This window comes from Pseudomonas sp. C2.3V (genome assembly GCF_058536325.1).
Genome location: NZ_JBZUBN010000001.1, coordinates 2,455,768 through 2,474,294 on the forward strand (window position 1 = coordinate 2,455,768; position 18,527 = coordinate 2,474,294).

20 protein-coding genes and 1 riboswitch are annotated in these 18,527 nt (G+C 57.8%); of the genes, 3 read left to right on the plus strand and 17 right to left on the minus strand.

Annotation, left to right across the window (positions count from 1 at the left end):
- Positions 1-12: 12 nt before the first annotated feature.
- The 10 genes from AC4LF3_RS11625 to cobO are packed head-to-tail and all read right to left on the minus strand — an operon-like array spanning position 13 to position 8,819.
- Positions 13-747, minus strand: a complete 735-nt coding sequence (locus AC4LF3_RS11625) for an adenosylcobinamide-GDP ribazoletransferase (RefSeq protein WP_491835350.1) — start codon at positions 745-747, stop codon at positions 13-15.
- The gene (gene cobC / locus AC4LF3_RS11630) at positions 732-1,310 is read right to left on the minus strand and encodes an alpha-ribazole phosphatase (protein ID WP_010794730.1); all 579 of its coding nucleotides are present in this window, start codon (positions 1,308-1,310) and stop codon (positions 732-734) included. Before cobC ends, AC4LF3_RS11625 begins: the two co-directional genes overlap by 16 nt.
- Positions 1,307-2,362: a nicotinate-nucleotide--dimethylbenzimidazole phosphoribosyltransferase gene (gene cobT, locus AC4LF3_RS11635; protein WP_010794731.1), complete on the minus strand. Its 1,056-nt coding sequence runs from the start codon at positions 2,360-2,362 to the stop codon at positions 1,307-1,309. Before cobT ends, cobC begins: the two co-directional genes overlap by 4 nt.
- Positions 2,359-2,880 (minus strand): bifunctional adenosylcobinamide kinase/adenosylcobinamide-phosphate guanylyltransferase, encoded by a 522-nt coding sequence (gene cobU / locus AC4LF3_RS11640; RefSeq protein WP_491835351.1) that lies wholly within the window; start codon positions 2,878-2,880, stop codon positions 2,359-2,361. The genes cobT and cobU overlap by 4 nt, the downstream gene beginning before the upstream one ends.
- Positions 2,877-4,334 carry a cobyric acid synthase gene (locus AC4LF3_RS11645; RefSeq protein WP_010794733.1) on the minus strand — a complete coding sequence of 486 codons (1,458 nt, stop codon included), beginning with the start codon at positions 4,332-4,334 and terminating at the stop codon, positions 2,877-2,879. The genes cobU and AC4LF3_RS11645 overlap by 4 nt, the downstream gene beginning before the upstream one ends.
- On the minus strand, positions 4,331-5,320 hold the full coding sequence (gene cobD / locus AC4LF3_RS11650; protein WP_010794734.1) for a threonine-phosphate decarboxylase CobD: 990 nt from the start codon (positions 5,318-5,320) through the stop codon (positions 4,331-4,333). The genes AC4LF3_RS11645 and cobD overlap by 4 nt, the downstream gene beginning before the upstream one ends.
- A complete protein-coding gene (cbiB, locus tag AC4LF3_RS11655) occupies positions 5,313-6,221 on the minus strand; it encodes an adenosylcobinamide-phosphate synthase CbiB (protein ID WP_010794735.1) in 909 nt (302 codons plus the stop codon). The genes cobD and cbiB overlap by 8 nt, the downstream gene beginning before the upstream one ends.
- Positions 6,218-6,883, minus strand: a complete 666-nt coding sequence (gene bluB, locus AC4LF3_RS11660; RefSeq protein WP_010794736.1) for a 5,6-dimethylbenzimidazole synthase — start codon at positions 6,881-6,883, stop codon at positions 6,218-6,220. Before bluB ends, cbiB begins: the two co-directional genes overlap by 4 nt.
- Entirely contained in the window at positions 6,880-8,181 is a 1,302-nt protein-coding gene (locus tag AC4LF3_RS11665) for a cobyrinic acid a,c-diamide synthase CobB (protein ID WP_010794737.1), read from the minus strand. Before AC4LF3_RS11665 ends, bluB begins: the two co-directional genes overlap by 4 nt.
- A complete protein-coding gene (gene cobO, locus AC4LF3_RS11670) occupies positions 8,178-8,819 on the minus strand; it encodes a cob(I)yrinic acid a,c-diamide adenosyltransferase (RefSeq protein WP_010794738.1) in 642 nt (213 codons plus the stop codon). The genes AC4LF3_RS11665 and cobO overlap by 4 nt, the downstream gene beginning before the upstream one ends.
- Positions 8,820-8,936: 117 nt before the next feature.
- Positions 8,937-9,133: riboswitch (cobalamin riboswitch) on the minus strand.
- 215 nt (positions 9,134-9,348) lie between these two features.
- Here cobO and AC4LF3_RS11675 point away from each other — a divergent pair.
- Entirely contained in the window at positions 9,349-9,714 is a 366-nt protein-coding gene (locus AC4LF3_RS11675; protein ID WP_010794739.1) for a YggL 50S ribosome-binding family protein, read from the plus strand.
- A gap of 54 nt (positions 9,715-9,768) precedes the next feature.
- Here the strand turns inward: AC4LF3_RS11675 and AC4LF3_RS11680 are convergent, their stop codons facing one another.
- Positions 9,769-10,740, minus strand: a complete 972-nt coding sequence (locus tag AC4LF3_RS11680; RefSeq protein ID WP_150347145.1) for a restriction endonuclease — start codon at positions 10,738-10,740, stop codon at positions 9,769-9,771.
- A gap of 460 nt (positions 10,741-11,200) precedes the next feature.
- Between AC4LF3_RS11680 and AC4LF3_RS11685 the strand changes: the two genes are divergently transcribed.
- Complete coding sequence (locus AC4LF3_RS11685; protein WP_010794741.1) at positions 11,201-12,067, plus strand: metallophosphoesterase family protein; 867 nt, start codon at positions 11,201-11,203, stop codon at positions 12,065-12,067.
- Between the two features lie 6 nt (positions 12,068-12,073).
- Here AC4LF3_RS11685 and AC4LF3_RS11690 read toward each other — a convergent pair whose 3' ends face one another.
- From AC4LF3_RS11690 to AC4LF3_RS11700, 3 genes are read right to left on the minus strand one after another with little or no spacing between them, the layout of a single operon-like run.
- Positions 12,074-14,317: a xanthine dehydrogenase family protein molybdopterin-binding subunit gene (locus AC4LF3_RS11690; RefSeq protein WP_150347144.1), complete on the minus strand. Its 2,244-nt coding sequence runs from the start codon at positions 14,315-14,317 to the stop codon at positions 12,074-12,076.
- The gene (locus AC4LF3_RS11695) at positions 14,314-14,796 is read right to left on the minus strand and encodes a (2Fe-2S)-binding protein (RefSeq protein WP_150347143.1); all 483 of its coding nucleotides are present in this window, start codon (positions 14,794-14,796) and stop codon (positions 14,314-14,316) included. Before AC4LF3_RS11695 ends, AC4LF3_RS11690 begins: the two co-directional genes overlap by 4 nt.
- Positions 14,793-15,995 carry a c-type cytochrome gene (locus AC4LF3_RS11700; RefSeq protein ID WP_491835352.1) on the minus strand — a complete coding sequence of 401 codons (1,203 nt, stop codon included), beginning with the start codon at positions 15,993-15,995 and terminating at the stop codon, positions 14,793-14,795. The genes AC4LF3_RS11695 and AC4LF3_RS11700 overlap by 4 nt, the downstream gene beginning before the upstream one ends.
- A gap of 314 nt (positions 15,996-16,309) precedes the next feature.
- Here AC4LF3_RS11700 and AC4LF3_RS11705 point away from each other — a divergent pair, with 314 nt between their 5' ends.
- The gene (locus tag AC4LF3_RS11705) at positions 16,310-16,816 is read left to right on the plus strand and encodes a hypothetical protein (RefSeq protein WP_100217777.1); all 507 of its coding nucleotides are present in this window, start codon (positions 16,310-16,312) and stop codon (positions 16,814-16,816) included.
- 40 nt (positions 16,817-16,856) lie between these two features.
- Here the strand turns inward: AC4LF3_RS11705 and AC4LF3_RS11710 are convergent, their stop codons facing one another.
- The 3 genes from AC4LF3_RS11710 to AC4LF3_RS11720 form a co-directional block, all read right to left on the minus strand.
- The gene (locus AC4LF3_RS11710; RefSeq protein ID WP_019366965.1) at positions 16,857-17,177 is read right to left on the minus strand and encodes a hypothetical protein; all 321 of its coding nucleotides are present in this window, start codon (positions 17,175-17,177) and stop codon (positions 16,857-16,859) included.
- Positions 17,178-17,247: 70 nt separating this feature from the next.
- A complete protein-coding gene (locus tag AC4LF3_RS11715; RefSeq protein ID WP_150347142.1) occupies positions 17,248-17,796 on the minus strand; it encodes a C40 family peptidase in 549 nt (182 codons plus the stop codon).
- A 72-nt stretch (positions 17,797-17,868) separates the two neighbouring features.
- On the minus strand, positions 17,869-18,486 hold the full coding sequence (locus AC4LF3_RS11720; RefSeq protein WP_371106361.1) for a C40 family peptidase: 618 nt from the start codon (positions 18,484-18,486) through the stop codon (positions 17,869-17,871).
- Positions 18,487-18,527: the final 41 nt, after the last annotated feature.

Consider the following 18,527-nt stretch of genomic DNA (forward strand, 5'->3'; position numbering starts at 1 on the left):
CGGCGTTTTTATTCAGATACTCGTCAGGGCTAACGCAACCAGAACACCGCACTCAAGCAACTCGACCAGCGCACCCGCCGTATCGCCAGTAGTCCCGCCCAGGCGTGTCATGAATGCTCGACGAAGCCACAGAAAGAGCAGCACTGCCATCAGCAAAGCGATCAGGCTTTCTCGTATCACGAGCAACATGACGATGACATGGGCGGCCAGTACAAGGCGCAGCAACCGCTTCGGCATGTGATCGACCAGCACCTGACCCAAGCCTCCCGGCCTTGCGTAAGGGGTCACGAGTAGCAGCCCAGGCAGCGCAACTCGCGCAAGCCAGGGAACTAGGAGGAGGGCATCCAACTGGTGGTGCTCAAGCAGTACGAAAAGCGCCGCGAACTTGAGCAAGAGCACAATGATCACCGCAACGACCGCCATCGGGCCGGAGCGAGGGTCCTTCATGATTGTCAGGGTGCGTTCACGGTCACCAAAGCCACCGACCCAGGCATCTGCCGTGTCCGCCAGGCCATCCAGATGCAGCGCACCGGTCAGCGCGACCCATACAGCTAGAACAATAGCGGCCTGCAATACCGGAGCCGCTTGCCCGAGCAGGTTGCCAAGCAGCCATAAAATGGTACCCACCAGCACGCCTACCATGGGGTACCACAATAAAGACTCACCGGTTTTCTCGGGTGGAGGCATGCCGGGCAGGCGTACCGGCAGACGAGTCAAGAACTGCAGGGCAATCAGGAAGGGCAGCATGGTGGGTATGTGTCGCTCAAGGCAGACGCCTCAAAAGCATGAAGACTGGCATAAGGAACTTCTACTTGAAGCAGATCCTTGCGAGGTAGTCCCTGCTGCCGTGCCAGTAACAACCGGATAACGCCGCCATGGGTTACCACTAGTGCGCGCGTATCCGCTGTACGCCTGACTATACGCTCCATGGCGCCTAGGACACGCTGTTCGAACGTGGCCACCGGCTCTCCATTGGGCGGCGTAAAACTGTAGGGATCAGCCCAGAACTGGCCTAGGGCATCAGCCTGACCCTCCATCAGTTCGGCAGCGGTACGCCCCTCCCAATCGCCAAAGTCCAACTCGCGCAGGTCAGGCTCAAGTTTGCACTCTACTCCCTGCCTACCTGCCAGCCACTCAGCAAAGGCTCGGCACCGCTCAAGGGGTGAGCTGATAATCAACTCCCATGACGGTAATGCCTGGACCGCGGCCTGCATACTGGACCAGCCCTGCTCCGAAAGCGGATGATCCAGACGCCCCCGAAAACCACCCGGCCCTTGTGTCTCACCATGTCTCAACAGAAACAGGCTCATGCCGGGCGATCCGATACGCTGGCCTCGGCAAAGGTCGCCATTTCGCCATGCAGGCGACACGCCAACTGAAGCAAGGGCACCGCCAATGCTGCACCGCTTCCCTCCCCCAGACGCAGCCCCAGCTCAATCAGCGGCTGAGCGTTGAGTGCTTCAAGCACAAGTGCATGGCCCGGCTCGGCTCCGCTGTGAGCAAACAGCAGCCACTCCCGCCCGGTGGGGCTCATTCGTACGGCGCACAAGGCGGAAACAGAGCTGATGAACCCATCGACCAACGCCGGAACCCCCTCCTGCATGCAGGCAAGGTAAGCGCCGGTCAACGCGGCAATCTCGAAGCCACCCAGACGGCGCAACACCTTTAGCGGGTTACTCAATGACTCCGCATGGCGTAGCAGACCACGCTGGATAACCGCGACCTTCAAGGCGATGCCATCTGCATCGAGTCCGGTTCCCGGCCCCGTCATCGCGAGGGGTGAAGCTTCCAGCAATGCACAAGCCATAGCGCTGGCCGCCGTGGTGTTGCCAATCCCCATCTCACCACCGATAAACAGCTGAGCGCCACTTGCCTTGGCTTTCTGGACGCTGTCTCGTCCTGCCTGCAGAGCTGCCTCGCATTGAGCAACAGTCATGGCCGGCTCGCGAGTAAAGTTGGCCGTACCTGGACCAAGAGGACGATCAATAACGCCTGGCAACGCCTCCATTGGCTCAGCGGTTCCCAGATTAATGACCTCCAGCGGAGCCTTGAGCGAACGCGCCAGAACGCTGATGGCAGCGCCACCGCCAACAAAGTTGCGCAGCATTTCGCCTGTCACCGCCTGAGGATAGGCCGACACCCCTTCCTCCACGACACCGTGATCCCCTGCGAAGACACTGATTGCCACGTGCTCGATAACAGGCCGTTCACGTCCCTGCATCGCCGCCAGATCAATCGCAACCTGCTCCAGCAGCCCGAGTGCGCCACGCGGCTTGGTAAGCTGCGCCTGGCGGGCCGTCGCCAACTGGCGGGCCCGCTCATCCAATGGCTGACAGGGTGCCTGCCACCAGTACTGCGTCATAAAGAAGCTCCTTTGAGCGTCATTGGCAAACCTGCCACGGTCAACACAACACGATCACATTGCTCAGCCAGCGCCTGGTGCAGCCAGCCCGCCTCATCGACATAGCGCCGGGTTAGCTCACCCAGCGGCACTACTCCCATGCCAGTCTCGTTGCTGACCAGAATGATATGGCCTGGTAGTTCGGATAGGGCTTCCAGCAAGGCCGCTCGCTCCCGGGCGAGCATAGTGGCATCCTCTGCCATTAGAAGATTGGTCAGCCAGAGGGTCAGGCAATCCACCAGAAGACAGCGCCCAGCCGAAGCATGAGCTCGCAGCACCGCAGCTAGATAAAGAGGCTCTTCCACCAGTCTCCACTCAACGGGGCGGCGGTCGGCATGCTGGGCAATTCGGGTACGCATTTCGGCGTCCCAGGCCTGGGCCGTCGCAATGTAGATGACATCCAGACCTGAGTCAGTGGCCAATTTTTCTGCAAGGCGACTCTTGCCCGAACGCGCGCCCCCCAGAATCAATTCCTTCATTGGTTTATTCCACATAAAGCACGCAATTTCGCGGTGTCCAGATGCTGGTCGACCAAGTCCGCCAGCCGTTCGAGATCGCGCTCGCGCAAGGCATGGTAGTCAACACGTTCAGGAGTAGTCAGCCCCGCCCAGCGCAACAAGGCGGTGCACGCATCAGGCGACTCGAACAACCCATGCAGGTAGGTTCCCATGATCAGCCCGTCTTCGCTCAGTGCGCCATCGCAGCGACCATCATCCAGGATAATGGCAGGTCGCTCCAAGGCGGCCCCTTCGGTGACTCCCGCATGAATCTCATACCCTGTTACGGCAGACCGGGTAGCCGCCAGGCAGCCCGCGACATTACGGAGTTGTTTTTCAGCGGCCAGCTCGGTGTTCATGTCGAGCACGCCCAAACCTGCGCTGTCACCTGGATCACTTTCCAGCCCGAGCGGGTCACTTACGGTACGGCCCAGCATCTGATAGCCGCCACAAATACCCAGCACGCGTCCTCCATAACGGAGATGCCGTTGGATATCAGTATCCCACCCCTGTTTGCGCATGAAGGCCAGATCGCCTCGCACGCTTTTTGACCCAGGAAGAATGATCAGGTCGCAAGGCGGTAGCGCCTGACCTTGTCTTACAAAGCTGATTTCGACTTGGGGATGCAGCCTTAACGGATCGAAGTCAGTGTGGTTGCTGATGCGTGGAAACACCGGCACCACCACTCGGATAACCTCGCCCCGCTTGGCGATCTGTCGCGTATCGACCGCATCTTCGGCTTCGAGATGCAGGTCGTGCAAGTAAGGCAGAACACCCAGCACCGGCTTGCCCGTCCGCGCTTCCAGCCAGTCCAGGCCCGGCTTGAGCAATGCAATATCGCCACGGAAACGGTTGATAACGAAACCTGCCACACGCTGCTGCTCCGACTCGCTGAGAAGCTCTAGCGTGCCCACGAGATGGGCGAAGACACCGCCCCGGTCGATATCGGCGATCAGGATAACCGGGCAGTCCACGCGCTCGGCAAACCCCATGTTGGCAATATCGCCTTCACGCAGGTTGATTTCTGCGGGCGAGCCTGCTCCTTCCACCATGATCACCTCGTATCGGCCGGCCAGACGCGCATGGGATTCCAGCACCGCCTCGCGAGCGATACGCTTGTAGCCGTGATAGGTCTTGGCATCCATCGTAGCCACTGCACGACCATGAATAATGACCTGTGCGCCGATGTCCGTATTGGGTTTGAGCAACACGGGATTCATATCTGTATGCGGCGCGATTCCACAGGCTTGGGCCTGTACAGCCTGGGCGCGCCCTATCTCACCATGGTCTGCCGTGACGGCACTGTTGAGAGCCATGTTTTGTGGTTTGAACGGTACGACAGCCACTCCCTGGCGTTTGAGCCAGCGGCACAAACCGGCGACCAAGGTGCTCTTGCCGGCATCGGAGGTGGTGCCCTGCACCATCACGGTTGTCATAAGGAATCCTTGTATGCCTGCAAAGCCAGGGTGAGTCGCGTCCACCCGGCTTCATCACAGGGAAGACCAAAGCGGATGCCCGCTATTGAAGGGAAAAACCGCGTGAGAATGGCTCGGCTGGCCAGGAACTCATGAAGCGCCTCAGCATCGGGTCGAGACAACCATTGAAACAGACCGCACCCGCCATCAGGGACCAGCTCGTGAGCGGTCAATACATCAGCCAGGCGCTGCCCTGCCGTCGCAAGCCTCTTGCGCTGCCGGTCATGACCACGCTTATCGAGCAGAATTTCACGTGCCACGGCCCGAGCTGGACCACTGACTGTCCAAGGGCCCAAAACATCGTCCAGTCGTTCCAGCAAGTTCGCTTCAGCCAGCACAAAGCCCAGGCGGACGCCTGCAAGACCGAAGAATTTCCCGAAGGACCGCAGTACGATCAATCCTGGCCGATCCGTCCATGAAGCCAGACTGTAAGCGGGAGAGAGATCCATGAACGCCTCATCCACGACTAGCCAACCACCCCGGTCGGTCAGCTTGGCATGCCAGCGGAGCAGCCGCTCAGGCTCGATAAGCTGTCCGGTAGGATTGTTCGGGTTGACCAGCACCAAGACGTCAAGCGTGCTTAGCGCTGCCTCTACATCGTCGAGTGACAGGGGTACAACATAATGCCCTGCTCGCCCCCAGGCCTGCTCGTGTTCGGCGTAACAGGGTGCCAGTACGCCTATTCGCCCCTCAGGACGAAGTGTGGGAAGAGCCTGGATGGCCGCCTGCGAGCCGGCAGCAGGCAGCACCCGTGGAGCCCTGTAGTAACAAGCAGCAGCCTCCTCCAGGCCGTCGTTTGTCTCGGGCAGACGCGCCCAGGCTGATAACGGTATGTGGGGTATTGGCCAGGGCATAGGCGCAAGCCCTGTCGACAGGTCCAGCCAATCCTCCAACGCGATACCATAACGCTGCGCAGCCTTGCGCAGACGTCCGCCATGCTCAAGCACTGATCACGCCTCCCAGCACGATAACTGCCACCCAGAGCATGACGCCCCGACGGACGAGCAGCAGTGCCATATCGATACTGTGCGCTGTGGGTGCAGGCCCCAATCCCAGAACAGGCCGATCATGTAGCTCGCCGTGATAGCGCGCTGGACCACCCAGTGTCACGCCCAGCGCACCGGCGCCCGCCGCCATGACCGGACCGGCATTGGGACTGTCCCAACGAGGCGCCTGTGTTCGCCAGCAATGCAGAGCGGAGCCAAAGTTACCCAACAGTGCATACGTCAATGCCACCAGACGCGCCGGCACGTAGTTGAGCCCATCATCTATGCGTGCAGCCGCCCAGCCAAAGCGTTCGAAGCGGGTATTGCGATAGCCCCACATGGCATCCAGCGTATTGGCCAAGCGGTATAGAACAACACCCGGGGCGCCTAACAGGACAAACCAGAAGAGAGCCGCAAAAACAGCGTCGCTTCCGTTTTCCAGTACGGATTCCGTACCTGCCCGCGCGACAGCCTCTTCATCCAGCTCACGGGTTTCCCGGCTGACCACATAGCCAACACGCCGCCGCGCCTCCTCCAGGTTATTACGCCGTAGCGCCAGCGCGATGGGCTTGGCATGCTCGCCCAAGCTTTTAAGGCCAAGCGCGAAGTACAGCGCCAGCGCCTCAACCAGCCAGCCTACGTAGGGAATCTGATCGAGTAGCGCTACCAAGACGACCCACGGTAGTACAGCCATGCACCAGGCCGTCAGCCCGTGACTGCGCCAGCCGCCACCGCCTGGATTGAAACGGCGCTCCAGCGCGTTTGCCCACCGACCAAATCCCACCAGAGGATGCCAACGTCGAGGCTCGCCCAGTATCGTATCCAGCAGCACACCTAAAAAGGTGGTCAGGGCCAGAATCATGTCTTTTCAGTCTCCTTGACAGAACCCCAGCGGTTTTCAAACACGAGCTCATCCAACGGGCGAGCCGTTCGCCAACCCTCCTCGACCAGCATGGGCTGATTGTAGAAGGCCTCGACAGGCCCAAGACACAGGATGGCCAGCGGCTTGCTGCCTTCAGGCATCCCCAGCAGTTCAGCCACCGCAGTCGGGTCGAACAGCGAAACCCACCCCATCCCAAGCCCCTCCGCCCGGGCGGACAACCATAGATTCTGGATCGCACAAGACAGCGATGCCACGTCCATTTCAGGCAGCGTACGGCGTCCGAAGATATGGGCTTCTCGCCCCTCCATGAGGGCAGCCACCAGCAGCTCGGCACACTCTTTTATGCCTTCCACCTTGAGCCGCATGAACTCATCGCTACGCTCACCCAGCGCCTCTGCCGTGCAGACACGCTCGGACTCGACCAGCCGGTAAAGCTCGGCACGCAGCTCCTGATCAGTAATGCGCATGAAGCGCCATGGCTGCATGAGGCCTACGCTTGGCGCTTGATGAGCAGCGCTCAACAGCCGCCGCAGCTGATCCTCCGGTACATGGCCGCCACTGAAATGACGCATGTCACGTCGTTCGGCGATAGCACGATAGACGCCGGCCTGCTCGGCGGAAGGAAAGGCGTGAGGATTCATGGTGCTAGCAGGGCAGCCGCCGTTTCGGGGGCGGATGGCATGTAGAAGTGAATGTAGCTGGCAGTCAGGCGGCCCTGTTGGAACACCGACTCCGCCGTGGCCTTGCCATTGGGACAGATACCACGCAACGTTGGAGCCAATGGCGATTCCAAGGATGAGTGATGATACGTATGGCCACGCAAGGTGCCGCTCTCGAAGGCAACGCTTTGCAGCGCCAGTGCAGTAAGACGTGGCTGCAAGGTGGCTTCTCCTTCAAGAAGTCCAACCATCTCGCCCTGCTCGCCTGTCTTGTCAGCCAGGCGCTCCAGCAGATAGAGCATCCCCCCGCATTCGGCCAGAATGGGCTTGCCTGCGGCATGATGCGCCCGAATAGCAGACTGCATGACGGTATTTCCAGACAGCTGTTGAATATGTAATTCAGGATAACCGCCCGGCAAGTAGAGACTGTCTACTTCCGGTAACTGCTGGTCCTGCAACACTGAAAAATGCCGAATCTCAGCGCCCATGGCGCGTAGAAGATCAAGGTTCGCCTGATACAGAAACGACAGTGCCGCGTCGCGTGCCACCCCGATGCGTACATCTGCCAGCAGCGGTTCGACGCTCTTCTTCATAGGGGCCTGAAACAGCACAGGCTCCGGTAGTGAGGTATCGGCACTGGCAGCAATGGCATCGGCCGCAGCGTCCAGACGTGCATCCAGATCCGACAACTCGTCAGCCTGGATCAGCCCAAGATGCCGGCTCGGCAACTCGATACCCGAGTTGCGCGGCAAGGCACCAAACCAGCGCATACCGCTTGGCAAACTGGCCTTGAGCAGCTCGGTCTGCCGGGCGCTGGAGCCACGATTGGCCAGTACGCCAGCAAAGGGCAGATCCGCCTGATAATGTGCAAGACCGTAGGCTAATGCCCCAAAGGTCTGCGCCATGCCGGTCGCCTCAATAATACCCAGTACCGGCACATTGAAGCGACGTGCCAGGTCCGCACTAGACGGCGTGCCGTCAAATAGCCCCATGACGCCTTCGATAAGGATCAGATCAGCTTCGCCTGCCGCTTCCCATAGCAGCCGGCGACTTTCTTCTTCCCCTACCATCCACAAGTCAAGCTGGTACACCGGCGCACCGCTCGCACGGGCCAGGATCATGGGATCGAGAAAGTCCGGGCCGCACTTGAATACACGGACCTTGCGGCCCTGTCTTGTATGCAGACGTGCCAGGGCTGCCGTTACACTGGTCTTGCCCTGGCCGGAGGCCGGCGCAGCAACCAGGAGCGCCGGACACCGACGATGATCATGCAGGTTCAAAATTCGATTCCTTTCTGGGCGCGAATGCCGCTCTGGAAGGCATGCTTGACCAAGCCCATTTCACTGACGGTATCAGCCGCGTCGATCAGCGCCTGCGGTGCACCGCGCCCCGTTACGACAACGTGTTGGGAGACCGGACGCGCCTCGATATCCGCCAGCACGTCTTCAACCTTCAGGTAGCCATGCTTGAATGCGATATTCAGTTCATCAAGCACTACGAGTGCTATTTCAGGATCACTTAATAATGCCTTGGCCACAGCCCAGGCACTGGCAGCGTTTTCGATGTCCCGTTGACGATCCTGGGTCTCCCACGTGAATCCCTGGCCCATCACATGGTAACGGACCTCCTCGGGGAACCGCTGGAAGAACATCTGCTCACCGGTACTGACGCGTCCCTTGATGAACTGTACGACGCCCACTTTCAGTCCATGCCCCAAGGCTCGGGCCACCATGCCAAAGGCAGAGCTGCTCTTGCCCTTGCCGATACCGGTGTGTACCAGCAGCAAGCCTCGCTCATTCTGTGCATTGGCGATCCGCTCGTCCATGACAGCTTTCTTACGGACCATTCGCTCACGGTGGCGCTCATTGCGCGCATCATCGACGGGTAACGAGGTGGGGGTTTCTGGGGTATCGCTCATGACGCTCTCCTTCAGGCAAGGGCTGAGGCGAACGGAAAGATCTGCTCCGCAAGGATACAGATGAGGCAACGACGCACAACGCCATTAGCCCTGTGCGACGATCAATGCCCTCCGCATTGCCGTGTAACGCCTGAGGCCGGTCTCCGGGCTCGTGAGCGGAAAACTCCTCCGCCGCGCCTTCCCAGACAGCTGTCCAGTGGCCTGTGCGACGTTCAACTCACCTACCGTTGCGGGGGCAGCGCCGGCTTGCTACCGGCTTCCCTGTTTCACCTCGTCGACCCATGTCACGAGGCACCTCAAGCAGACGCGCAGGTTACGGGCAAGCCCTGGGAGCGTCAACGAAAGTCATGGCAAATGGGGATAAATCTTTGCGCAGAAAATCCACCGGCGCGACAGATTCATTTCGCTTTGTCGTCACCGCGCTATCATATTTGATAGCCATGCTGGCTGAAGCTGGTGATAATGCGCCGCTTTCCATCCAGTCAAACCCTTTGGCTGGCCATGAAGTTATCGAGCTACAGGTCTCCCTATGTCCGAATCCACTGCCAACGATCCCCGTCTTAGCCGCATGAAGCGCCGTATCCGCAAGAAGCTCTACCTGGGCGAATTCCAGGAACTGGCATTCGAGCTCAAGGCTGATTTCAAGGAATCGCTTGAAGACGAAGCGCTAGAAGCGCTGCTGAGCGATTTCGTCGATTTCGTCGAGTCCCGTAACCTGGACTACATGGGTGGCTTCGGCGAAACCTGGATCGAAGGCACTATCATGGCAAACAAGCGCTACGGCTCGCCCACTGAGGAAGACCGTCAGGCCCTGACCGATTGGCTCAAGGCACGCAAGGAAGTGGCAAGCGCTTCTGCCAGCGAACTCTACGATGCCTGGCACTTTGAAGAGTAACAGGTCATCGTGAAAAGCCCCGGCCAGTGCCGGGGCTTTTTATTTCTGCTGCGTTCAGGAGGCTGGCCAGTAGATCCGCGTCAAGGGAATCAGAGATTTCAGCTCCAGATCCAGAGACTCGTAATGCACCAGAAGCATGTCGACTAACTGATCCATGTCCATCAGAGCCACCAATTGACCGGCGCGCTCGGCCTCATAGATGGCCTCCTGGCTGAAGCCGCATGTACTGACAAAAATACCCTTGTCGTCAGCCTTCAGACAGTTCAGAAGCTCTCGTAAAGTCTCACCGCCTACGACACCTTGACGATGCTGAACCTGGACCTTTACATGAGGGGGATGCAGACCCAGGCCATCCAGGGAAGCCTCGATAGCCAGGCTGCCGTTGGACGCAGGAGGCTGTTTGGTGATAAATCCCATGGCGCGTACCAGACCGGATACCAGCTGGATGATCTGCGCCTCGGAAAGACGATCGAGCCGATCAGCAATCAGTTCGCGAGCCTGTGCTTCCATATCCTGTCGAGCACTCAGGATAGTGTCGGCCTCCTGCTCGCCCGGCTGAAAATCACCACGGCTGAGTGAGTCGAGCTGCTGCCAGATTTCCTGGCGCAACTGACAGCCCTGCACCGCATTCAATGCATTGCGCGCCTTGACGCTGAGCTGCGCACGGGGAATCTGTGCATACCACCTGACTTGTCTCAGGTTGGGCCACTCCTCGCATTCATGCGGATCATAGCTGTACCCACCTGTAACATGTCCCAGCCAGTACTGACGCGTCCTGTGGTCATACACGACTAAGGCATCGCCTACCCTGATGTCGTGGGTCAGCGTCTTGAGCGCCGACGCCCACGTATCCAACATTGACTCACTATGCTGGGTCGTATACTCGGAAAGCTTGATCTTGATTGCCTTTTCATCCGGATAAGCCCGCAGATCGCCCAGCTTGGGCCAACCCAGCGCAATTATCCCACGGCGCAACGCCTCGTTAAGCGCGCGCCCTTCTACCTCAATCTTCCACGCTTGATTCATAGCGATGCGCTTCCATTAACCTGCAGATACCTCCTGTTTGAAGGTACCCGCACATTCTGGTGAGAAATCAGTAATCAGGTTTGTAACCAGACCAAAATCCGGGAAGCGATGACGTCTAAAACGCCCGTGATATATTACAAATCGTGAGCCATGAAGTACTGCTAATCGTTGATAGCGACAAGCGGCGGCAGCAGATTACTGCTCAATGATGAGAAACTGTCTGCAAGTTTTTGGATAAAAACATCACATATTTTTCCTTAACCTATGCGAAGGGACATCGGTGTCGTTTTTCATCGATAATGCCGTTTGAACGTTTGAACGAATAACGGCTAACTCAAGACGCCCATGCAAGTGGAATCGCCTAACCACTTACAGCCTCTTAACCGTTAAATCAGGCCAGACAATCGAATTCTCGCCGCCCATTAGCGTCGTAACTTCACACTGACAGCATGCATTTCCCATGACAACGATTCTGCAAATCTCCGATACTCACTTCGGTACCGAACAACAACCCGTACTTGATGCGCTGGAAGATCACGTACGTGAACATGGCGCCGACTTGCTGATTCTTTCAGGAGATATCACACAGCGAGCCCGTGACAAGCAGTTCGAAGCCGGGCTGGCTTACGTGCAGCGTCTTGAGAAATATGGCATTCCAGCTACCCTGGTAATACCAGGCAACCACGACATTCCGCTTTATAACCTCTTTGCCCGCTTCATGACGCCCTATGCCAACTACCAGCGTCATTTTGGAAGCGACCTTGAGCCTACCTATGAAGATGAACATCTTCTGGTCATTGGGTTGAACACTACGCACCCCAAGCGGCGCAAGGACGGAGCGGTTACATCCGAGCAGATTCAACGCGTCGTCGACCGCTTGAACAAGACCTCAAAGGAAAAGCTGCGCATCGTTGTAGCACATCAACCCTTTGGCGCCATGGTTCTGAGTGACTTGAGCAATCTGCAGGGCGGCGCAGGAGATGCGCTTACCGCCTGGGCTGACGCCGGCCTAGACTTGGTAATGGGTGGCCATATCCACCTCCCTTATGTTCTTCCCCTAAGCGGCCAGTACCCTGAGCTTTCCCGAGAGATATGGATTGTGCAGGCAGGCACGACGCTCTCCTCTCGCGTACGTGGCAGTGCACCCAACTCCTTCAATCGACTGATCGTAGGCAACGGCGAAACCAAATGCGTCGAGGTAGAGCGCTGGGACTTCATCGACAAGCGCTTTACAGTTGCCGAGCGCTTCAACCTGACCTGGAAGGCAGAAGAGCAGGCACTGGAGACGGATCGCCATGAGGTCCTGGTGCCCGGCGGTCAGCAGTAAGAAGGCTTATGCGTGCATGGCATTGGTCAGGCGCGCTCTTGTCAGAGGTACCTGCCGCAGCCGTAACCCTGTCGCATCGAATACCGCATTGGCAATAGCGGCAGGCACTGCAGCAGACGTTGCTTCACCTGCCCCAACAGAAGGCTGGTCCGGCTGATCGAGCAAGACGATGTCAATCTCTGGTACTTCATGAAAGGCCAGCACGGGATAGGCTCCCCACTCAAGACTGGTCACACCGGTAGGGTTGAACGTCACTTCCTGCTTGAGTGTACGGGCGACCGCCTGAATCACATTCCCCTCAATCTGATTCCTAACACCGTCCGGGTTGATGATGAGCCCGCAATCATGGGCAACCGTCACGCGTCTGACCCTTACTCCGGCTGAGCTGACATCCACATCGGCGACTACGGCCACATAGGCATTTTCATTCTCGTATTGAACGTAACTGATCCCGCGGCCCTGGACGGATTGGCCTTTCCATCGATCAGGACCCTGCTGTCGAGGCGTCCAGCGAGCCTGCCGGGTGGCCGCTTCAAGCACGGCACGGCCGCGAGGATCCTGCAGATAACGCAGTCGAAACGACAAGGGATCAACCGACACGGCCCAAGCCAGCTCATCCATGAAGGATTCATTGGCAAAGGTGTTTGCTACCGCTCCCAAACCACGCAGTGCAGAGGGCCGTAGCGGCGAACTCAAGGGGTCGATCCAGTGCGTTTCAACCCGACAGTTCACCAGGGTGTAATTGGTGGGGGCGTTACGGTCTCCCCCCGCGTTGGGCCCCTGGATGGCCAGTCCCCGAGAGAGTTGCCCAGCCAACAGGGAAGCAGCTCCCGCCTTGGCGCTGGGCCGGGTGACATGAGTAGGCGTCCAGTTCTGGAAGTGCCACGCCACAAGGTCACCGGATTCGTTCATCCCTCCTTGCAGCTGCATCAGCATAGCCGGACCCTTGGGGTTCCAACCATGCTCGTCAGCCCTGGACCACTGCACACGTACCGGACGACCACAGTGCCTGGACAGCAGCGCAGCATCACCCGCGACATCGTCTGCCCCATTATGTCCATAGCATCCTGAAGCTTGGCTATAAATGACATGCACGGCGTGTTCGTCCATGCCTAGCAGATTGGCCAAAGCCGACCGTAACGGATAAATGCCTTGAGTACCCGACCAAATGGTTGCCGCGCCAGCTCGTACATCGGCAATAGCGCACGAAGGGCCAATCGAGTCGTGGTTTTGAAAAGGCCAGCGGTACTCAGCCGAAATAACCTGGGCGGCTTGTCCCATATGCTCGATGACATCTCCCTGCTCGACCAGCACCTCAGGCTCGCCGGCCACATGGCGTAAGCGGCCGTACAAATCGCCAGGGTTCGGCAACGTGGAGGTATAGCTCCACGTCACTTTGAGCGCACGGGCAGCCTGCATGGCCACCCATTCCTGTTCTGCAACCACACCCACGAAGTTGCCTTCATAGACCAGTTGCGCGCCTGCCGGTAGTTCACTGGCATCAAGGTGCTCGACTTTTAATCCATCCAGACGGCTGGCACCCGTTATCGGAGGACGAATCACCCGCCCATGCACCATACCCGGGACAGTTAGGTCATGAACGTAACGAAACTGACCGAAGACTTTGGCAGGAATATCTACCCGCGGTATGGATTGACCAACGACTCGATAGCTTTCGACTGCTCGAACACTAGCAGTCTTATCTACAGAACGTTCAAAGGCACCCTGCGTCAGCAGGTCGGAATAACGAACATAACGACCTGTTGGATCGCCTCGGTAGACCACACACCCATCCACCGTATCGAGCACCGACGTATCGAGCCCCAGGCGACGTGCACCCTCATTAAAAAGATAATGCCGGGCTGAAGCGGCAGCCTGACGCAATTGGGCACCACCCACCTGAATCGTCTTGCTCCCTGCTGTGATGCCCTGGTTGGGCGTCAACTGTGTATCACCCTGAATCAAACGAGTAGATTCGAACGAGACGCACAATTCATCCGCCACGATCTGGCGCAATGCGGTCTCAACCCCGGTTCCCAGCTCCACCTTGCCGCTATAGATAATGACGCGGCCATCCTGGCGAATAGCCAACCAGGCGTCGAGCTGTCTGGCGTCCAGGTTTTTCTTCACCTGCTCGGCCGAAAGGTCAGGCGTCAATAGCTCGGCAGCCCGAACACCGTCAAAGCTGAACCCTACCACCAGAGCGGATAGCCCTTGGAGAAAACAACGGCGCGACACCAGAAAAGTCATAAGCGCTCCTCGCCCTGGCGCATGAGGCCTGCGGCACGCTGGATTGCTTTGACGATGCGCGTATGTGTTCCACATCCACACAGATTACCGGCAAGCGCCCGTTTGACCTGCTCGTCGGTTGGCGAGGTGTTTTGAGAGAGCAATGCCTGTGCACTCATCAACATGCCTGGAATGCAATACCCACATTGCGCGGCCTGCTCATCGATGAACGCCTGCTGCAGAGGGTGTGGTCGGTCTGGCGTACCCAGGCCTTCAACGGTCACAATAGCCTGGCTTGCCAGTGAGCCGACCGGCACGCAGCAGGAGCGTACAGGGCGACCGTCTGCCAGAACCGTGCAAGCCCCGCACTCACTAAGACCGCATCCGAATTTAGGGCTTATGATGCCCAACTCGTTGCGCAGCACATACAACAATGGCACCTGCGGATCGACATCGACCTCGTAAGCCGCGCCATTGACATTCAATTGATGGATTGTCATTGCCCGGCTCCTGCTTCTCGTTGACGGGCTACGTCCTGAGCCGAAAACACATGGGTATGGCCACCGAACCGGTGGCCGATATAAGTGGCCAGACTTGCAATCTGATCATCATTCAAGAGTGCGCGGTAGGCAGGCATAAAAGCCTCATCCTGCATCCCCTTTCGCTCAATCCCTTCAAGCATGACACGAATGAGGTTTGTTCCATCCGGGTCGCGCACGGCCGAGTAATTCGGAAAGGAATGCGGATAAGGTCCTCCCAGCCCTTGTCCATCGGGATGATGACAGCTCTCGCATAGCGACACGAATAACGCTTCGGCGTCTGTATTGCCCTGCGTTTCCGGCTTCACGCTTATTTCGGCATGCGTCGGTACGGTGCCCGGCTTTGCAGGCACGCTACGCAAATACGCCACCATGGCCCGCAGGTCTTCGTCCGTCAAAAACCGCAGGCTACCGCTGACAACCTGTGCCATGGGTCCGCCCGCTACCGCCTCCCCACGCTGATGACCATTTCGCAAGTAATTCATCAGCTTTTCGTCACTCCAGTCACCGATACCACGAGGGTCAGACGTGATATTCCAGGCCGTCCATCCCTGCTGGCGCGCACCGGCATAGTGTAGAGAGCGATCCAACCCCTGACTCCAGGTACGGGGCGTATGGCACTCCCCACAATGCCCTAGCGCCTCACTCAGATAAGCGCCACGGTTGATCTGTTCGTTCGAAGAAACCTCGTTGAAACGGCCTTCACGGAAATTGAGTAGCTTCCAGCCCTTGATGATCCAACGCTGATCGAAAGGAAAACGCAGCTCATTGGTAGGCGGCGTATAGACAACGCTTGGCCGGGACCTTAGGTACGCAAGGATGGACAGAACGTCGTTACGGGATAATTGGGTGTAAGCCGTATAGGGAAACGCCGGGTACAGATGTGCGCCATCAGGCCGTATGCCTTTATGCATGGCATTGAGAAACTGGTCGTCGCTCCAGGCACCGATACCAGTCGTGTTTTCAGGCGTGATGTTAGTAGAGTAAAGCGCACCGAAGGGAGTGATAAAGGCTACGCCACCGGCGAAGGGCAAGCCGTCCTTACGGGTATGGCAGCTCTGACAGTTTCCCAACTGCGTCAGGTATTCGCCCCGTTTCGCATCAATGCTTGCGCCCTCTCCCGCCCAGACAGGGCCATTGAGCGTGGCGAGCAACAACAAAGGCAGGGCTTTACACAAAGCCCGCCCTAAAGGTGGGCCTAACCCCATCGGCTATCGTCCTATTCTTCTATTTTTCACCTGCCCCGATGCAATGGGACGACAGCTGCGATTCGACTCGCCAAGATAAAGGCCACAAGCGGTGTGTGCAAGCCAAATGGACCAAAACGGATTCAGCAAGCCTGGCGGTCATTATCAAAACCTCAGACTTGTCACCTGCCCAAAATTTACGTACTGCTTACACAAGCCAAACACTTCTTGCAGTTCAACTGGGTAGGATGCCTTTCCATGATTGCGCATACAACATGGGAGCACATATGCATCTTTTTTCTCTCAGCAAAACAGTTGTTGGCCTCGCAGCTATAGGCATAGCCAGTCTTGCTACGGCAGAGCCGCTTCACGGGCCTGGTCCCGGGTCAGACTGGCGTGCTCCACACAATGCCGGTCCGGCCTTCAACCCAGGCCCCCGACATGGGCACGGGCTACCAGACTTTGCGCGGGAGGTCTGGATAGGCAGTGCACTCTACTTTTTGGCTGCAGGTACTTACTATGTATGGAATGCCGATCAACAGCGCTATATCGTTGTAACACCACCTGTTCCTACAACAGTCAGTACACAAAGTTATGACGTCATCGCCTACCCGGCTCGCGGCCAGACGCCCGATCAGCAGGCTCGGGATCGATATGAATGCCATAGCTGGGCAGTCACTCAAAGTGGCTTTGATCCAGCCACCGCAACGGCAGCACCGCCAAGCGCAACTACGGATTATTATCGTCGCGCATTGACAGCCTGTCTGGCTGGACGTGGTTATAGCGTCAATTAAAAGAAGGGAAACAAACTATTCTAGCTAACCCGCCCAAGCGTTACCGTTTGGGTACAAAGCCGTCCGGCTTTCGTGACAGCCACTCCACGAATGCTCGTATCCGCTCATCCTCCATGAGGCGCTCACGGCTGTTGTAGGTGAGTGCTAACGCTTTCTCGTCAAACGTGGCATGAATGTGGTTATGGCATGGACGACATACCCACAGCGTTGCCGTAATACGCTCTATACGATCAAAGCGCTTTTGCACGTAGGGCTTGTCATGCAGAGACTTAGGAATCAGATGATGCCGAGTGAGCGGAGCCTTTCGTCCGCAAAGTTCGCAGGCGTCAGGCTGAGGCGGCAGTCGAATCGCGTCTGGCATGAAAGGGAAGGAAAATGTGTGTTTCCATCAGATTCAACCGATCCACCTAGAGTTCAAAGCGCCTCTGGTATCAGAGGCGCCCGCCAGCGGCACTGCTGGCCAGGTTAGGTGTAACCAGTACACGTTTGGCATCCAGATAGGACTTCTGCCAGTAACGGGTACTAAGGCTGTCTAGTCTTACCGTTCCGCCAGTACTGGGCGCGTGTACGAAGCGCCCTTCACCCACATAGATTCCCGCATGACTGACCTGCTTGCCTCCAGCCGTTGCAAAGAAGACCAGGTCACCGGGCTGCAAGGCCGATTGAGAGATAGAAGGCGCGTTGAGAGTGATCATTTCCCGCGTGGAGCGCGGCAAGCGAATCCCCATGACGTCGCGGTATACGAAATTGATCAGGCCACTGCAATCAAAACCGCTGTCGGGCGTGTTCCCTCCGTAACGGTAAGGCGTCCCAACCAGCCCTATTGCGCGAAACAGAACGTCATCGGCGGCCTGTGAATGGGTATCAAGCTGAACCCTGGAAACAGGCGTTGGCGCAGGAGGAGAAGGCGGCGGAGTGCCAGCACAGGCGGCCAGCAGAATGGTCAGAGCAGTCAGTGCGATACGAGCCAAAGCAGGCATAGGACAATCCATTCACTCTTGCATTCCACCTTGATCGCGCAGCGTTGAACGCGCTACGCGATCAAAGCCTTGTTAGCGCAATATGCGCTTTCCTTCGAGGAAGCTGACCTTCCAGTAATGGTCTTCAAGACTGTCTACACGAACACCGCCACTGCGATGGCTCGAGGAATGAATGAACTTCCCCTCGCCCATGTAAATGGCTGCATGACTGACACGACCGCGGCCGTTGTGATTGAACAGCAGAATGTCGCCTGGCTGCAGGTCGTTCTTGCTGACAACAGGTACATCAAGATTGATGATCTGGCGGGTTGAGCGTGGCAACTGGATACCGGCTTCCTCACGGAAGACATAATTGACGAAGCCACTGCAGTCAAAACCCTTGAGCGAGCTTCCGCCAGTGCGATAAGGCGTACCGACAAGCTCTTCGGCGCGGGTCAGGATGCTATCGGCCAGAGTCGGCATCGGCTGCGTGGAGCCAACCTCATGCTCCCAGCTCAAAGGCTGACGGGAGGCATGACCACCCCCACGGGTAGCTTTGCTGGAAAGCCAATGAATTGGCTGAGCCGATTGCTTGCTTTCAACAGCGGCCGATTGTTCCCGGGTCGGCTTTGAAAGCTGTGCCTGTTCAGGCTTTTGTTGTTGTGGAGCGTTGGCGCAAGCCGCCAACAAAGCAATAAAACTTAGGGGCACGAGGGGTGCTAAGCGAGTCCGTAGCATGGGCACGACCGTGT

What these genes read in the sequence shown, in the direction of transcription:
- AC4LF3_RS11625 (WP_491835350.1), bottom strand. Translation starts at nt 747, where the DNA reads ATGCTGCCCTTCCTGATTGCCCTGCAGTTCTTGACTCGTCTGCCGGTA.
- AC4LF3_RS11675 (WP_010794739.1), top strand. Translation starts at nt 9,349, where the DNA reads ATGTCCGAATCCACTGCCAACGATCCCCGTCTTAGCCGCATGAAGCGC.
- AC4LF3_RS11685 (WP_010794741.1), top strand. Translation starts at nt 11,201, where the DNA reads ATGACAACGATTCTGCAAATCTCCGATACTCACTTCGGTACCGAACAA.
- cobC (WP_010794730.1), bottom strand. Translation starts at nt 1,310, where the DNA reads ATGAGCCTGTTTCTGTTGAGACATGGTGAGACACAAGGGCCGGGTGGT.
- cobO (WP_010794738.1), bottom strand. Translation starts at nt 8,819, where the DNA reads ATGAGCGATACCCCAGAAACCCCCACCTCGTTACCCGTCGATGATGCG.
- AC4LF3_RS11705 (WP_100217777.1), top strand. Translation starts at nt 16,310, where the DNA reads ATGCATCTTTTTTCTCTCAGCAAAACAGTTGTTGGCCTCGCAGCTATA.
- AC4LF3_RS11695 (WP_150347143.1), bottom strand. Translation starts at nt 14,796, where the DNA reads ATGACAATCCATCAATTGAATGTCAATGGCGCGGCTTACGAGGTCGAT.
- cobU (WP_491835351.1), bottom strand. Translation starts at nt 2,880, where the DNA reads ATGAAGGAATTGATTCTGGGGGGCGCGCGTTCGGGCAAGAGTCGCCTT.
- bluB (WP_010794736.1), bottom strand. Translation starts at nt 6,883, where the DNA reads ATGAATCCTCACGCCTTTCCTTCCGCCGAGCAGGCCGGCGTCTATCGT.
- cobT (WP_010794731.1), bottom strand. Translation starts at nt 2,362, where the DNA reads ATGACGCAGTACTGGTGGCAGGCACCCTGTCAGCCATTGGATGAGCGG.
- AC4LF3_RS11710 (WP_019366965.1), bottom strand. Translation starts at nt 17,177, where the DNA reads ATGCCAGACGCGATTCGACTGCCGCCTCAGCCTGACGCCTGCGAACTT.
- AC4LF3_RS11680 (WP_150347145.1), bottom strand. Translation starts at nt 10,740, where the DNA reads ATGAATCAAGCGTGGAAGATTGAGGTAGAAGGGCGCGCGCTTAACGAG.
- cbiB (WP_010794735.1), bottom strand. Translation starts at nt 6,221, where the DNA reads ATGATTCTGGCCCTGACCACCTTTTTAGGTGTGCTGCTGGATACGATA.
- AC4LF3_RS11690 (WP_150347144.1), bottom strand. Translation starts at nt 14,317, where the DNA reads ATGACTTTTCTGGTGTCGCGCCGTTGTTTTCTCCAAGGGCTATCCGCT.
- AC4LF3_RS11715 (WP_150347142.1), bottom strand. Translation starts at nt 17,796, where the DNA reads ATGCCTGCTTTGGCTCGTATCGCACTGACTGCTCTGACCATTCTGCTG.
- AC4LF3_RS11645 (WP_010794733.1), bottom strand. Translation starts at nt 4,334, where the DNA reads ATGACAACCGTGATGGTGCAGGGCACCACCTCCGATGCCGGCAAGAGC.